Annotated in this window: 17 protein-coding genes; 4 read left to right on the top strand and 13 right to left on the bottom strand. The window is 64.3% G+C overall.

Features of this window, described 5'->3' with window-relative positions; all coding sequences use genetic code 11:
* Positions 1-3: 3 nt before the first annotated feature.
* From SX1_RS10020 to SX1_RS10010, 3 genes are all read right to left on the bottom strand, one after another.
* On the bottom strand, positions 4-1,371 hold the full coding sequence (locus SX1_RS10020; RefSeq protein ID WP_019052903.1) for an RluA family pseudouridine synthase: 1,368 nt from the start codon (positions 1,369-1,371) through the stop codon (positions 4-6).
* Positions 1,368-1,754, bottom strand: coding sequence for a fluoride efflux transporter CrcB (crcB, locus tag SX1_RS10015; RefSeq protein WP_019052902.1), 387 nt, complete (start codon positions 1,752-1,754; stop codon positions 1,368-1,370). Before crcB ends, SX1_RS10020 begins: the two co-directional genes overlap by 4 nt.
* A gap of 65 nt (positions 1,755-1,819) precedes the next feature.
* Positions 1,820-2,563 carry a hypothetical protein gene (locus tag SX1_RS10010; protein ID WP_017183989.1) on the bottom strand — a complete coding sequence of 248 codons (744 nt, stop codon included), beginning with the start codon at positions 2,561-2,563 and terminating at the stop codon, positions 1,820-1,822.
* A 159-nt stretch (positions 2,564-2,722) separates the two neighbouring features.
* On the opposite strand from SX1_RS10010, the gene SX1_RS10005 reads away from it, so the two are divergent.
* Together SX1_RS10005 and rarD are read left to right on the top strand one after the other, a co-directional pair.
* Positions 2,723-2,944: a hypothetical protein gene (locus SX1_RS10005; RefSeq protein WP_019052901.1), complete on the top strand. Its 222-nt coding sequence runs from the start codon at positions 2,723-2,725 to the stop codon at positions 2,942-2,944.
* Positions 2,941-3,843, top strand: coding sequence for an EamA family transporter RarD (rarD, locus tag SX1_RS10000; protein WP_081609953.1), 903 nt, complete (start codon positions 2,941-2,943; stop codon positions 3,841-3,843). Before SX1_RS10005 ends, rarD begins: the two co-directional genes overlap by 4 nt.
* 248 nt (positions 3,844-4,091) lie before the next feature.
* Here rarD and SX1_RS09995 read toward each other — a convergent pair whose 3' ends face one another.
* On the bottom strand, positions 4,092-5,423 hold the full coding sequence (locus SX1_RS09995; protein ID WP_026149647.1) for a dihydroorotase: 1,332 nt from the start codon (positions 5,421-5,423) through the stop codon (positions 4,092-4,094).
* Between the two features lie 149 nt (positions 5,424-5,572).
* Here SX1_RS09995 and ygfZ point away from each other — a divergent pair, with 149 nt between their 5' ends.
* Both ygfZ and SX1_RS09985 read left to right on the top strand, forming a co-directional pair.
* Positions 5,573-6,313 carry a CAF17-like 4Fe-4S cluster assembly/insertion protein YgfZ gene (gene ygfZ, locus SX1_RS09990; protein ID WP_019052898.1) on the top strand — a complete coding sequence of 247 codons (741 nt, stop codon included), beginning with the start codon at positions 5,573-5,575 and terminating at the stop codon, positions 6,311-6,313.
* The gene (locus SX1_RS09985; protein ID WP_019052897.1) at positions 6,310-7,056 is read left to right on the top strand and encodes a glutaminyl-peptide cyclotransferase; all 747 of its coding nucleotides are present in this window, start codon (positions 6,310-6,312) and stop codon (positions 7,054-7,056) included. Before ygfZ ends, SX1_RS09985 begins: the two co-directional genes overlap by 4 nt.
* Positions 7,057-7,174: 118 nt before the next feature.
* Here the strand turns inward: SX1_RS09985 and SX1_RS09980 are convergent, their stop codons facing one another.
* The 9 genes from SX1_RS09980 to ctaD form a co-directional block, all read right to left on the bottom strand.
* Positions 7,175-8,044, bottom strand: coding sequence for a class I SAM-dependent methyltransferase (locus tag SX1_RS09980; RefSeq protein ID WP_017183983.1), 870 nt, complete (start codon positions 8,042-8,044; stop codon positions 7,175-7,177).
* A gap of 111 nt (positions 8,045-8,155) precedes the next feature.
* Complete coding sequence (gene thrC, locus SX1_RS09975; protein ID WP_019052896.1) at positions 8,156-9,556, bottom strand: threonine synthase; 1,401 nt, start codon at positions 9,554-9,556, stop codon at positions 8,156-8,158.
* Between the two features lie 44 nt (positions 9,557-9,600).
* Positions 9,601-10,236: an SURF1 family protein gene (locus tag SX1_RS09970; RefSeq protein WP_019052895.1), complete on the bottom strand. Its 636-nt coding sequence runs from the start codon at positions 10,234-10,236 to the stop codon at positions 9,601-9,603.
* Positions 10,233-10,631, bottom strand: a complete 399-nt coding sequence (locus SX1_RS22600) for a DUF983 domain-containing protein (RefSeq protein ID WP_052310907.1) — start codon at positions 10,629-10,631, stop codon at positions 10,233-10,235. Before SX1_RS22600 ends, SX1_RS09970 begins: the two co-directional genes overlap by 4 nt.
* Positions 10,632-10,718: 87 nt before the next feature.
* Positions 10,719-11,549, bottom strand: a complete 831-nt coding sequence (locus tag SX1_RS09960) for a cytochrome c oxidase subunit 3 (RefSeq protein WP_017183979.1) — start codon at positions 11,547-11,549, stop codon at positions 10,719-10,721.
* A 44-nt stretch (positions 11,550-11,593) separates the two neighbouring features.
* Positions 11,594-12,169 carry a cytochrome c oxidase assembly protein gene (locus SX1_RS09955; protein WP_019052893.1) on the bottom strand — a complete coding sequence of 192 codons (576 nt, stop codon included), beginning with the start codon at positions 12,167-12,169 and terminating at the stop codon, positions 11,594-11,596.
* Complete coding sequence (locus SX1_RS24500; RefSeq protein ID WP_017183977.1) at positions 12,169-12,306, bottom strand: cytochrome c oxidase system small membrane protein; 138 nt, start codon at positions 12,304-12,306, stop codon at positions 12,169-12,171. Before SX1_RS24500 ends, SX1_RS09955 begins: the two co-directional genes overlap by 1 nt.
* On the bottom strand, positions 12,303-13,211 hold the full coding sequence (locus SX1_RS09945) for a heme o synthase (RefSeq protein WP_019052892.1): 909 nt from the start codon (positions 13,209-13,211) through the stop codon (positions 12,303-12,305). Before SX1_RS09945 ends, SX1_RS24500 begins: the two co-directional genes overlap by 4 nt.
* A 90-nt stretch (positions 13,212-13,301) precedes the next feature.
* The gene (ctaD, locus tag SX1_RS09940) at positions 13,302-14,996 is read right to left on the bottom strand and encodes a cytochrome c oxidase subunit I (protein WP_017183975.1); all 1,695 of its coding nucleotides are present in this window, start codon (positions 14,994-14,996) and stop codon (positions 13,302-13,304) included.
* Between the last annotated feature and the right edge of the window lie 15 nt (positions 14,997-15,011).

The raw sequence follows: 15,011 nt of genomic DNA, 5'->3' as shown, positions 1-15,011 counted from the left end.
TCCCTATCCGCCTCCGCCCCGCGAGCGCCGTTCGCCCTTGCGATCCTTGCGTATCTGCTTGGCATGCTGGCGCGCGAATTTCTTTTCATCCTCGCGCGTGGGGCTGCGGTCGATCTCGTCATCCAGCGGCATGTCGCCCAGGCTGATGTCGAAGCCGAGATCGGCAAGGCTGGAGGCGAAATGGGCAGGCAGGTCCGCCATCACGTCGACGCGGCCACCATCGGGATGATCGACACGGATGCGGCGGGCATGAAGGTGCATCTTGCGGCTGATCGTGCCGGTCAGGAAGCTGTCCTTGCCGCCATATTTGCCGTCGCCGACGATGGGATGGCCGATCGCCGCGAGATGGACGCGCAACTGGTGGGTGCGGCCGGTATAGGGTTGCAGTTCGACCCAGGCGGCACGATTGCCCGCACGTTCGATGACGCGATAGCGGGTGCGGGCGGGCAAGCCTTCCGCTTCGTCGACATGCATTTTTTCGCCGCCAGTGCCTGGTTGCTTGGCGAGCGGCAGTTCGATCATGCCGTCCGCGATGGAGGGCACGCCGATGACCAGCGCCCAATAGACCTTGCGCGCGGTGCGGCTGGAAAATGCCTTGGCGAAATGGGCGGCGGCGCGGCTGGAACGGGCGAGCAGCAACGCACCCGACGTGTCCTTGTCCAGCCGGTGGACCAGCTTTGGCCGCGATTCGGCGTTGAAGATCAGGCCGTCGAGCAAGCGGTCGACATGCTCGTCCGTCTTGGTCCCGCCCTGCGTGGCGAGGCCGGGCGGCTTGTTGATGACGATAGCCTGCGCATCGCGATGGATGACCATTTCCTGCGCATAGGCGATTTCGTCCGGGGTCAGGTCTATGACCGGGACACGCCGGGCGGGGCGTTCGGACGGGGCGGCCTTCGCTTCGGCGGGCGGGACGCGGATCATCTGCCCTTCGGCGATGCGATCCCCCGGTGCGGCGCGCGCGCCGTCGACCCGCAACTGGCCGGTGCGCGACCAGCGCGACACGATGTTGAAGCCGACATCGGGCAAGTGGCGCTGGAACCAGCGGTCGAGGCGGATGCCGTCATCATCCGCATGAACCCGATATTGGCGCACGTCGAGCGAGACGCCCTTCGCGGCCGAAGGCTTGGGCGCAGCGGCCTGAACCACTGGCGCAGCCTTGGCAGCGGCTGGTTTGGCAGCGGGCTTTTTCGGGCCGGACTTGAAGGGTGGTTTCGATGCGGGCTTGCCACCCTCCCCCTTGCGCGCAGTGGCCGCCTTTGCGCCGCCACGGGCGCGACCGGGTGCGCCGGACGGCTTGCCGAAGGATTTGCCGGGGGGTGCGGGTTTGCGACCGCGCGGCGCGTCGCCCTTGCCGGGAGGACGGCCCTTCATGCGACGATGCTCCGCATCAGCGACAGGCCCAGCGCCAGCGCGACGATCGCCCCGATCACCGATGCCAACGCATAGGTCAGGGCGACAAGAAGCTGGCCCCGCTCAATCATCAGCAAGGTTTCCAGGCTGAAGGCGGAGAAGGTGGTGAAACCGCCCAGCAGGCCGACGCCCAGCAACAGCCGGATCGGTTCACCCGGCATCGTGCTGCCACGCGCCAGCCAGCCTGCAAGCAGGCCCATGGCGAAACCGCCGAGCAGATTGGCGGCGAACGTGCCCCATGGCCATGCGGCGCCGGGCACCATGGCGCCCAGGAAGCGGCCCAGCTGGTAGCGCAGCGCAGCGCCCACCGCGCCCCCGCCCATAACAAGGAAAATATTGGTCATGCCGCTGCCCCTACAGGCAAATGGCGATCAGGGGAATGGGGCGGCGCGATTCGCCGCCTTTGCCCCTATTTTCCGTTGTCGGCGATGATGTCTATGTTGGTCTTGCCGCCCGGCGCGTCGGTGAAGAGAATGAAATAGGCGCTGCCATCCGCCTTGCGCGTGCCGCCCAGCACATGATCGCCGCCCAATATCTTATGTTCGCCATCATAGCCCGCGCGGCGGGCGAGCGTATAATAATAGTCCATCACCCCCTGACGCGGGACAGGCGTGACGAAGCTGACGGCGCGCAGGGTGCAGCCATCACGTTCCGCGCCGGCCGCTTCGACCAGTTGCGCACCGGGATACACAGTGAAGGGATCGGGCAGGCGTTGCGCCCATTCCATGCCATAGACGAGCTGCTTGCTGCAATTGGCGTTGCCGCCGTTGCGGGACGCCTGTTCGCGCGCGACCGCGCCCAGGGTGACGGTCGATGGCATCGCATCACCCGCGCTGGGCGCTGGTGCGCTGAGCAGCTTGCCGCCCGCCTGTTGCAGCGCGGCCGCCTGCGCCTTGCCCGCATCGCCGCCAAGCAGCGGCACCGCGCCATTGGCCGGACGATCGGCCGTGCGCACGGCGTTGCGGTTGGACTGGCCGACCAGTTGGGGATCGACCACGATCGGGTCGGCAAGCGCGCCTTTCAGCGCGGGGTCGACCGCATTGTTGGTGAGTTGCGCATCGAGCGCCGCGAGGCTGGCATCCTTGTCCCCCTTGCCACAGGCGGCGAGCGCCAATGTAAGCGCGATAATGGAAACGGGCCGGAAAAACGCCATGCTGCACTCCTTCGTAAACAAGGCATGAAGAGTGCGGGTTAATTTTTCGTTAGGACATTTGGTGAATCGCGGGAAATTTCCGCATCATCGGGCCAGTTTCTGGTCACTGGCCTGCACGCCCGTCTTGTCGCCATGCGGCGAAACCGCCATCTAGACTGCATGCTGAACATATTATCCGGCTTTATCGGCCTGGTCACCCTGGTCCTGATGATTCCCGCCTTCATACCGCTGTTGGGGGCGCTGAACTGGCTGCTGGTCCCCATGGCGCTGTTCGGCGCGGTAATCGGCGCCATCTCTTCGCGCAATGGCGGGCGCAATTTTTGCCTGATCGTCGCGGCCTTTGGCGCGCTGCGGCTGTTTCTGGGCGGGGGGATATTCTGAGCCTGGCGCAAAATTATACGCGTAATGGGCTGATCGCCGCGATCTTCGCCTATGGCTTTTGGGGGCTGCTGCCGATCTTCTTTCGGCTGCTCCATCATGTCGATCCGATCGAGATCGTCACCCAGCGGATATTATGGTCGCTATTGCTGATCGTCACGCTGCTGGCGGCGCGCCGGACTTTGGGGCCATTATTGGTGACATTGCGCGACCGTCGGCTGGTTCTGCCGCTGGCAGGGTCTGCGCTGATGATCGCGATCAACTGGCTGACCTATGTATGGGCGGTCAATGATGGCCATGTCGTCGCGGCAAGCCTTGGCTATTTCCTGAACCCGCTGGTCAATGTCGCGCTGGGCGTGATGGTGTTGAAGGAAAAGTTGCGACGGCCGCAATTGATGGCGATCGGCGTGGCGGCGGTGGGCGTGGCCATATTGGCGGCGGCGGCGCTGACGACATTGTGGATCAGCCTGACGCTGGCGTTCAGTTTCGCCTTTTACGGCCTGCTGCGCAAAGTGACGCCGGTGGCGCCGATGACCGGCCTTGGCGTCGAGACGCTGCTGCTGACGCCGCCTGCAATTGCCTATCTGATCTGGGAAGCGAGCCATGGCGGGGTGAGTTTCGGACAGGACGCCGCGACCACCGCGCTGCTGGTGACATCAGGCGCGGTGACGACAGTGCCGCTGGTGCTGTTCGCCATGGCGGCGCAACGGCTGCCGATGGCGACACTGGGCATATTGCAATATCTGGCCCCGATGCTGCAATTTTTCTGTGGCATCATGCTGTTCGGCGAAAAGCTGAGCCATGGCCAGATGCTCAGCTTTGGCCTGATCTGGATCGCGCTGATCCTGTTCGCGACCGACGGGGTGCGGATGGCCCGGCGGAACCGGGCGGCGACGGTCTAGTGGTCCGAAAAGATTCTGACATTTGAACACGCCTTATCCCATAAGGTAGCAAATGTCAGAATCGGACCACTAGTATCAGCGTTGCGTCGTAACTGATCCTCCCCTTGCAGGGGAGGTGTCGGGCCGAAGGCCAGACGGAGGGGTATCGCGCTATCGAGAGGGTGACACCCCTCCGTCAACGCTTTGCGTTGCCACCTCCCCTTGCAGGGGAGGATGCATGGTGGCATGCAGCCTTGATCGAATGTGAATCAGGAAAATTCGGTCGCCTCGAAACGCACCGGCTCTCCGACCGCTTCATTGGCCAGCGCATCTTCCCACATCACGCGGTGGCCGCGGATGATGGTGCCGACCGCCTTGCCGGTCAGGTCCATCCCCTCGAACGGCGACCAGTTGCAGCGGGACGCAAGCCAGTCGCTGCCAACGGTCCAGCGCTTTTTGAGGTCGACCACGGTGAAGTCGGCGTCATAGCCGAGCGCGATCCGGCCCTTGCCGACCAGCCCGAACACGCGCTGTGGACCGGAGGAGGTCAGTTCGATGAAGCGGCGCAGCGTCAGCCGCCCTTCCGCGACATGATTGAGCAGAAGCGGCACGAGCGTCTGGACGCCGGGCATACCGCTGGGGCTGGTCGGATAGGGCTTGGCCTTTTCCTCGATCGTGTGGGGGGCGTGATCGCTGCCCAGAACGTCCGGCACGCCCTGGTTGAGCCAATGCCACAGCCCGTCGCGGTGCGCGCCCGACCGGATCGGCGGGTTCATCTGCGCATAGGTGCCAAGGCGCGGATAGGCATCCTCCCCCGCCAGCGTCAGATGCTGGGGCGTCACCTCGCAGGTCGCGATATCCTTGTTCTGGCCGATATAGGCGAGTTCGGCCGGCGTCGTGATGTGCAATATGTGGATACGGCGGCGCGCGGCGCGGGCCAGGCCGATGATGCGTTTGGTGGCGATCATCGCGCTTTCATCGTCGCGCCATACCGGATGGGTGGACGGGTCACCCGCCAGCGCCAGGCTCTTGCGCGCATTCATCCGCGTTTCATCCTCGGCATGGATGGCGACGCGGCGCGTGCCGCTGGCCAGCACGCGGGCCAGCGCATTGTCATCGTCCACCAGCAGGCTGCCGGTCGACGCGCCCATGAATATCTTGACCCCTGCGGTGCCGGGGATGCGTTCAAGCTCTTTGAGCTGTTCGGCATTGTCGGCGGTCGCGCCGACATAGAAGGCATGGTCGCACCACATGCGGTGATGCGCGCGGGCAAGCTTGTCCTGGACGCGGTCGGCCGTGTCGGTGTTGGGATTGGTGTTGGGCATTTCGAACACGGCGGTCACGCCGCCCAGCACCGCCGCCCGGCTGCCCGATTCGAGATCTTCCTTATGCTCCAGCCCCGGCTCGCGGAAATGGACCTGGCTGTCGATGCAGCCGGGCAACACGTCCAGCCCGGTGCAGTCGATCACTTCCCCCGCGTCGCCAAGCCCCGTGCCGATCGCGACGATCCTGCCGCCGCGCACGCCGACATCGGCCTGCTCCGCGCCGCCCGGCGTGTGGATGGTGCCGTTCTTCAGGATCAGGTCGAAAGTTTCGGACATGGTGCGCTCCGTGAAAAACCGTTCGCCCTGAGCGAAGTCGAAGGGCCATGCCGAACGCAGTGAGGCCTTCACGATGTTCAGGCAAGGGCTTCGACTTCGCTCAGCCCGAACGGGTTGGTAATTGGGTGCATCTGTCCTACCTAAAGCCGATGACCGGCACCACCCTCACCGACCGCGCGATCCTCAGAATTTCAGGCGAGGAGGCGCGGCCCTTCCTGCAAGGCCTGCTGACACGCGATGTTTTGACACTGGCACAGGGCGTGCCGCGCTGGACCGCGTTGCTGAGCGCGCAGGGGAAAGCGCTGTTCGACATGATGCTGTGGGCAGATGGCGACGATGTGCTGATCGATTGCGAGGCGGCGCAGGCCGATGCGCTCGCCAAGCGGCTGACGCTGTACCGGCTCCGGCGCAAGATCGTGATCGCGCGGGACGAGTCGCTGGCAGTGCATTGGGCGCTGGATGCAGCGGACAGGCCGCATGATCCGCGCTTGCCTGCCCTTGGGCATCGCTGGATCGCCGCGCCGGGGGATGGCGACGCTGCGGCGGCGTTCCGCGCGCACCGGCTAAGCCAGGGCGTGTTCGAGGGCGCGGGTGAACTGGGGCAGGACCAGACGCTGTGGCTGGAAACCAATGCCGGGGAGCTGAACGGCGTCGATTATGACAAGGGCTGCTATGTGGGGCAGGAGAATACCGCCCGGATGCATTATCGCGCCAAGGTGAACCGGCGGCTGGTCGCGGTACCGCTGGCCCAGGCGGAGGAGAAGCGCCAGCGCGCGGCGCTGCCGGACATGGACCTGTCGATCGAATTGCGGCGGGTGGAGGATCTGGACCCGGCGCTGCTGCCCGACTGGCTGGCGACGGCGATTGCGGCGCAGGCAGCAGCGGAATGAAGCGGCTTCTGTTCGCGCTATTGGGCGCGCTGGCGTTCGCGCCCCCCGCTTGGGCCGACACGCCCTGGACGCTGGTTAAATCCTATCCGCACGATTCCGCTGCCTTTACCGAGGGGCTCTTTTTTCAAGACGGGGCGCTTTATGAAAGCACCGGGCTGGAGGGGCGGTCGGACATTCGCAAGGTGCGGCTGAAGGACGGCAAGGTCATCCAGCGGCGCGTGCTGGAGCCGCGCTATTTTGGCGAGGGGATCGTCAATTGGGGCGACCGGCTGATCAGCCTGACCTGGCGGCATGGTCAGGGATTTGTCTGGAAGCTGGCCGATTTCGCGCCGGTCGGCGATTTTCGCTATGTTGGCGAAGGCTGGGGCCTGACGCAGGACGGGCGGCATATCATCCAGAGCGACGGCAGCGCGCAATTGCGCTTCCTTGATCCCGACACCCTAGCCGAGCAGCGCCGCATCACCGTGACGTGGAACGGGCGCGCGGTCCAGCGGCTGAACGAGCTGGAATATGTGCGCGGCGAGATTTGGGCGAATATCTGGTACGAGACGAAGATCGCCCGGATCGATCCCGCGACCGGCGCAGTGATCGACTGGATCGACGTCGCGCCGCTGGTCAAGGCAGCTGGCGTGCGGGACAGCGAAGCGGTGGCCAATGGCATCGCCTATGATGCCGCGCGAGACCGGGTGTTTATCACCGGCAAATATTGGCCAAAGCTGTTCGAGATTCGGGTGGGGAAGTAAACGGGGTTGAGCGCTTACCCCCTTTCCGTTCGCCCTGAGCCTGTCGAAGGGTCGTCCTTTCTTTCAAGAAGGACAAGGCTTCGACAAGCTCAGCCCGAACGGATGTTGGGGTTCGGCGCTATCGCTTCCAGCGCGCCCAGATCGCCGTGGGGAGCAGCAGCCCGCGCGATTCTTCACGGACGGCGAGTTCGCCCGCTTCCACCTCGCCGGGAAGGTCGGCAAAGGCCTGACGCAGCAACTCACCGATCGCCAGCGCCGACATGCGGACGGCATAGACGGTCAGGAACAGGAAGCGACTGTCGGCATCGAGCAGCTGACGGCAATTGGCGATGAGCGCCGGGAGGTCTTCCTCCAGACGCCAGACTTCGCCGTCAGGGCCACGGCCATATTTGGGCGGATCGAGCAATATGCCGTCATAGCGGCGGTTGCGCCGGACTTCGCGCGCGACGAATTTGGCGGCATCCTCCACGATCCAGCGGACAGGCCGGTCCGCCATGCCAGACAGATCGGCATTGGCACGAGCCTGGGTGACGGATTTTTTGGAAGCGTCGACATGGACCATGCGCGCGCCGCTGGCCGACATGGCCAGCGTTCCGACGCCAGTATAGCCAAACAGGTTCATCACCTCCGCGTCGGCTTTGTCGGCGGTCCGTTCGCGCATCCAGTCCCATACCGGCGCCATGTCCGGAAAGAAGCCCAGATGGCGGAAGGGGGTGCAACTGGACTGGAAGGTGACTTCCTTCCAGCCAAGCGGCCAGCCTTCGGCAGGGACGGGCTTGTCGTAGAACCAGCGGCCCCCGCCCTCCTCGTCCGAACCGGGCACGAATTCGCCGTCCGCCGTCCAGTTTTCGGTCGCGGGCGCCCACATCGCCTGCGGTTCGGGGCGGATGAAGCGGAAGCGGCCATAGCGCTCCAGCTTGCGGCCATGGCCCGAATCGATCAGGCCATAATCGGCCCAGGGTTCGCCGATGAGGGTTTGAAGGATCATAGCAACTCTCCGTTCGGGCTGAGCGAAGTCAAAGCCCCCGCCTGAGCGACAGCGAAGGCCTCACTGTGTTCGGCCGAGCCCTTCGACAGGCTCAGGGCGAACGGACAATATCTAGCCGCGGGGCGTCGCGCGTTCGGCGACATAGGCCGTCACCGCCTCGTACGTGCCGGGCAGCTTCACATAATGTTCCTCACGCGCGAACAGATCGCCGACGCGCGCAGGGAGCGGCGGGCGGGTGCCGGTGGCGCGCTCGACCGCGTCGCGGAACTTGGCGGCGTGGGCGGTGGCGAGCGTGACGACGGGGATCGACGGGTCGAGATCGGTCGCCTGCGCTGCGGCTAGCCCGATGGCGCTGTGCGGGTCGATGATCTGGGCCGCCGCATCATAGGCCCAGCGCATCGCCATGGTCATGCCGTCGGCGTCGATCCGGGCCGAGGTGAACAGGCCTGCCGCCCCTTCCCGCTGCGCATTGGTGAGGCGCATCGCGCGGGTCGCTTCAAAGCCGCCCATCTGGGCGGCGAGCGCCAGCCCGTCCCGTCCGCCCGCGTCGAACAGCAGCCGCTCGAAATTGGAGCTGACCTGAATGTCCATGCTGGGCGTCGCGGTCGATACGACCTGACCCTGGCTGTAATCGCCCTGCGACAGCGCGCGGTGCAGAATGTCGTTGACGTTGGTGGCGACGATCAGTTTGGCGACCGGCAGGCCCATTTTCGCCGCTACATAGCCAGCGAACACATCGCCGAAATTGCCGGTGGGGACGGAAAAAGCGACCGGACGTTCGGGCGCGCCCAGGCGCACGGCGGCGTAGAAATAATAGACGACCTGCGCCATCAGCCGCGCCCAGTTGATCGAGTTGACGGCGGACAGGTTGAAGCGACGCTTGAAATCCGCGTCGTTGAACATCCGCTTCACCATCGCCTGCGCGTCGTCGAAACTGCCGTCGATCGCGATATTATGGACGTTGGGGGCGCGCACGGTGGTCATCTGACGCCGCTGAACGTCGGACACGCGGCCTTCCGGGTGGAGCATGAAGATGTCGACCTTCTCGCGCCCCGCCACCGCGTCGATCGCGGCGGACCCGGTATCGCCCGACGTCGCGCCGACAATGGTCAGATGATCGTCGCGGCGCGACAGGAAGCGTTCGAACAACTGGCCGAGCAATTGGAGCGCGACATCCTTGAACGCCAGCGTCGGGCCATGGAAGAGTTCGAGCAGCCAGTTGCGATGGTCCAGCTGAACCAGCGGCACCACCGCCTGATGGCTGAAGCGGCCATAGGCGGCCTGGCACAATTCGCGCAGTTCAGCCTCATCCAGCGACCCGGCGACGAAGGGCGTCATCACCCGGACGGCGGTTTCGACATAGGAGAGGCCCGACAAAGCGCGAATATCATCGGGCGAAAAGGACGGCCAGCTTTCCGGCACGTACAGCCCGCCATCGGACGCGAGGCCCGCCAGCGTGACATCCTCAAAACCGAGCGCCGGTGCGCTACCCCTGGTGCTGACATATTGCATGATGGGGAAGCGCGGTAGCGATGCGCGCGCCCATGGGCAAGCGTTTAGGGCGATTTGGGCGCGCCGCGACGGCGCAGGGCGAGAATATAGATGATCGTCGCTATGCCAGCGAAGAAGAACCACTGCACCGCATAGGCGAGATGATTGTTGGGGACATCGGCGGCGCTGGGCGGCGCGGAGGGTTTGAGGCCATCCGGCGCGGCGCGGGCGATCAGCATCGGGCGCAGCGGCATCGCCTTGCCCCCGATGCGGGTCAGCAGGGCGCGATGATCCGGCTCCTCGCTGATCCAGCCCGCCACCTGCCCGCCGGTCCAGGCCGGTTTCGCGTCGGGCCGCTCCGTCACGCCCAGTGCGACGAGGGCGCCTGGCCCCTCCGCGCCGGTCGCGCATTGCGCGATATGGCGATAGCCGGTGGACCCATCGGCCGCGCGCCCCGCCTCCACCTGCCAGCCGATGACGCGCAGGCAGTGGACCGACGAGGGGCGGAACAGCTGTTCGGGCGACACGGGGGGTAGCTGCGGAAAGGCGACCGGGGGGAGGGTCGGGTTGCTGGCGGCGAGTTGCAGCGCCTGCGCCTTTTCCCCGCGACGCTGCAATTGCCAGATGCCAAGGCCGATCATCACCAGCACCGCAAAAGCGACGAGGATGGTCGGGATGAGCGGAATGAGCGCCTTGTTCATGCGTCCGGGCCTTTTTTCGCGATACGGCCTTCGCGCGCACGGTTGCGATATTCCAGCGTCAGCAGCGCGCCCTTGGCAACGCGCAGGCTGGCGACCACGGCGATCGTCGTCAGCGGCGTCCAGAGCAGGATATGGACCCAGAGCGGCGGGTGCAGATTGAGTTCCAGCACGAGCGCCAGCACGACCATCACCGTGCCGACAATGAGCGTCAGGAAGGCCGCAGGGCCATCGCCGACATTGAACTGGACATAGTCGAGACCGCAGGCGCGGCAATGAGAGGCGAATCGGACCGGGCCGTCGAACAGCGTCGCCGCGCCGCATCGGGGGCAGGCACCCCGCGCCGCATCGACCAGAAGTGGCGCGGCGGGACGGGCGGGTTCGGTGGGCGGGTTCATGGCCATGACATAGCGGGCGGCGGCCCAAAAGAAAACGGCCGGGGACAAGCCCGGCCGTTATTCATGATGTCAGGGATCGACCGGCGATCAGCCGCCGTGGACCGGCGCGCCCCACCCGCCCCATACATAGATGGCGACGAAGAGGAACAGCCACACCACGTCGACGAAATGCCAGTACCAGGCAGCAGCTTCAAAGCCGAAATGCTGGCGCGGGGTGAAGTCGCCCTTATAGGCGCGGATCAGATTGACGGCCAGGAAGATCGTGCCGACCAGAACGTGGAAACCGTGGAAGCCGGTCGCCATGTAGAAGGACGAGCTGTAGGGGTTGCCGCCGAAATCGAACGGGGCGTGGGCATATTCATAAGCCTGCACGCAGGAGAAGATCGCGCCCAGGATGATCGTGCACCACAGACCCTTGATCAGGCCGTCACGGTCGCCATGGATCAGCGCATGATGCGCCCAGGTCACGGTGGTGCCGGAGCAGAGCAGGATCAGCGTGTTGAGCAGGGGCAGCTCAAAGGCGTTCATGACTTCCACGCCCTTGGACGGGAACAGGCCGTCGATCGGCGGCAGCGCGCTGGGGAACAGCGAGAAGTCGAAAAAGGCCCAGAACCAGCCGACGAAGAACATCACTTCCGACGCGATGAACAGGATCATGCCGTAGCGCAGGTGCAGCTGAACCACCGGGGTATGATCGCCCGCATGGGCTTCCGCGATGACATTGGCCCACCAGCTGTAGAAGGTGAACAGCACGCCGCCCAGACCGAGCAGGAACACCCAGCCGCCGCCGGCGGGCAGCGCGTCGGGATGCATCCACATGACCCCGCCAAAGGCCATGACCAGCGCCGACATGGCGCCAAACAAGGGCCAGATGCTGGGCGGGAGAATATGATAATCGTGATTCTTGGCGCCTGCCATGACTGCTCTTCCCTGTTCGCTTGTCCGTGTTTTCAACTCGTGCCTTAGCTTGGCTTCTTGTCCTGCTCAACAGGGTAGAAGGTGTAGCTGAGGGTAATTTGCTGCGTATCCTTGTTATCCGGGTCATCGAGGATCTTGGGATCGACGAAATAGAGGACGGGCATCCGCACCTCCTGCCCCGGTTGCAAGGTCTGCTGCGTGAAGCAGAAACATTGGATCTTGGTGAAATAGGCACCCGCCTGGCTGGGGGTGACATTGAAACTGGCCGTGCCGGTGACCGGCCTGTCCGACATGTTCTTTGCGATGAAGATCGCCATGTCCTTGCGCCCCACGGTCACCGTGTCGGTGCGATGTTCGGGGTAGAATTGCCAGGGCATGCCCGGCTGGACGTTGGAATCGAAACGGATCGACATGGTGTGGCCCACCGCTTCGCGCACCTGAACATCGGCCGATGCGCGCTTCGTCGTGCCGCCAAAGCCGGTCTGTTCGCAGAAAATGCGGTAGAGCGGCACCGATGCGAAGCCGAGCGCCAGCATCGACAGGCCCACGCCCGCCATGGCCATCATCGTCCGGCGGTTGCGCCGGTCGCGGTCGAACGGAGAAGGCGGGAGCGTCGCCATCAAATCGCGCTGCTCGCGCCGATCTTGGCCATGGTGATGGCGTAGAACAGAATCACCAGCGCCGCGAGGATCAGGCCGGTGACAAGAGCGCGCGACTTTTGCCGGGCACGGATCAGCTTTTCTTCATCCGGGGTCATGCAAGCAACCAGCGGTCCACGACCACTGCTCCAAAGAGAAGGAAAAGATAGAGGATCGAATATTTGAACAGGCGCCGTTCCGGGCCCATCTTCGACGGATCATTTTCGCGGCGGCGATAGACCTGGAAGGCGAAGACGGCGAACAGCAATGTGCCAAGCAGCGCGACGGTGCCGTAGAGCAGGCCGGTAAGGTGCAGCAGCACCGGGGCCATCGCCGCGACCGCCATGATCGCGGTGTAGAACCAGATCTGGCGACGGGTTGCGACTTCGCCCGACACGACCGGCAGCATCGGGATGCCAGCGGCGGCGTAATCGGTTTTGACGAACAGGGCGAGCGCCCAGAAATGGGGCGGCGTCCAGAAGAAGATCAGCATGAACAGCGCGATCGGCAATGCCGTGACATCGCCTGTCACGGCCGCCCAGCCGATGACCGGCGGGAAGGCCCCCGCCGCACCGCCGATGACGATATTCTGCGCCGTCCGGGGCTTGAGCCAGATGGTATAGACGAACACGTAGAAGAGGATGGAAACCGCCAGCACGGCCGCCGCCAGCCAGTTGGTCGCCATGCCCATCAGAATGACCGAGAAGAAGGACAGGCCGACGCCGAAATGCAGCGCCGCTTCACGGTCCATCCGCCCGGCGGGCAAGGGACGGTTCGCGGTGCGCTTCATCTTCGCATCGACGTCCACCTCATACCATTGGTTGAGCGTGGCGGCTGCGCCTGCGCCCAGCGCAATGCAGAGGATGGCGGTGAAAGCGAGGACGGGATGGATATGGCCAGGCGCCGCAAGCAGGCCGCAAAGGCCGGTGAACACCACCAGCGTCATGACGCGCGGCTTGGTCAGCGCCAGGAAGTCGCGCCAGTCGGCCGTGATCGGTGCGGTGGTCAGCATAGCGGTCGTCATATCGGTTCCAGCCCCGTCAGGTCGAGGCATATAGCATAAGGGGGCGGGCTTTATCACCCGCCCCCTCTATCATGTCACTGTGTCTGGCGATCAATGATGCGCGGCATCGTCGATCACAGGCAGGGTTTCGAACTGGTGGAATGGCGGCGGGCTGGACAGGGTCCATTCCAGCGTGGTGGCGCCTTCGCCCCAGGGATTGCCGACCGCCTTCTTGCCAGCGGCCAGCGACCAGAACACGTTGATGAAGAAGATCACCATGCCGACGGCCATGATTTCATAGCCATGGGTTGCGACCGAGTTCCACTTTTCAAAGGCGGCAGGATAGTCGGGGTAACGACGCGGCATGCCCGACAGGCCCAGGAAGTGCATCGGGAAGAACAGCATGTTCACGCCGACGAAGAACACCCAGAAGTGCAACTGGCCGAGGAATTCATTATACATGCGCCCCGACATTTTCGGGAACCAGTAATAGAAGCCCGCGAACAGCGAGAACACCGCGCCCAGCGAGAGCACATAGTGGAAGTGCGCGACGACGTAGTAGGTGTCATGCAGCACATCGTCGACGCCGCCATTGGCCAGCACGACGCCGGTGACGCCACCCACGGTGAACAGGAAGATGAAGCCCAGCGCCCAGACCATCGGCGTCTTGTAGCTGATCGAGCCACCCCAGATGGTCGCGATCCACGAGAAGATCTTGATGCCGGTTGGCACCGCGATGACCATGGTGGCGGCAGTGAAATACATCTTCACATTCACCGACATGCCGGTGGTGAACATGTGGTGCGCCCACACGACGAAGCCGACGACGCCGATCGCAACCATGGCGTAGGCCATGCCGAGATAGCCGAACACGGGCTTTTTCGAGAAGGTCGAGATGATCTGGCTGACGATGCCGAAGCCGGGCAGGATCATGATGTACACTTCGGGGTGACCGAAGAACCAGAAGAGGTGCTGGTACAGTTCAGGATCGCCGCCACCCGATGCGTCATAGAAGGTGGTGCCGAAATTGCGGTCGGTCAGCAGCATGGTGATAGCAGCGGCCAGGACCGGGAGGGCCAGCAGCAGCAGGAAGGCAGTGACCAGCACCGACCAGACGAACAGCGGCATCTTGTGCAGGGTCATGCCCGGCGCGCGCATGTTGAGAATGGTGGTGATGAAGTTGACCGCGCCCAGGATCGAGCCTGCGCCGGCAATGTGCAGCGACAGGATCGCCATGTCGACCGCCGGGCCAGCCGAGCCGCTGGTCGACAGCGGGGCATAGACCGTCCAGCCGGTGCCGGCGCCATAGCCGGTGCCGCCGGGGACGAAGGCGGAGCCGAGCAGCAGCGCGAAGGCGGGAATGAGCAGCCAGAAGCTGATATTGTTCATGCGCGGGAAGGCCATGTCCGGCGCGCCGATCATGATCGGCACGAACCAGTTGCCAAAGCCGCCGATGATGGCGGGCATGACCATGAAGAACACCATGATCAGGCCGTGCGCGGTGATCAGCGCATTCCACAGATGATAGGCCTGATCCAGCGAGGCCGGTTCAGCGCCCAGCATCGCATGCTGGATATTGGCCCAGCCCTGAAGATACTGGATGCCCGGCTGCGCCAGTTCAGCGCGCATCAGGCCGGAAATCGCCCCGCCTACGACGCCCGCGAAAATCGCGAAGATGAGGTAGAGGGTGCCGATGTCCTTGTGGTTGGTGGACATGAACCAGCGCTGGAAGAAGGCTGGCTTGTGATCGGCGTCATGATGATCATGCGTATGATCGCTATGATGATCGGCGGTAATGGTGGTCATGGCGGTTCTGCCCTT

The sequence above is a fragment of the Sphingobium xenophagum NBRC 107872 genome (assembly GCF_000367345.1).
GTDB lineage: Bacteria > Pseudomonadota > Alphaproteobacteria > Sphingomonadales > Sphingomonadaceae > Sphingobium > Sphingobium xenophagum.
Note: the sequence above shows the minus strand (reverse complement) of the source record. Positions and strands in the feature narration are given on the sequence as shown.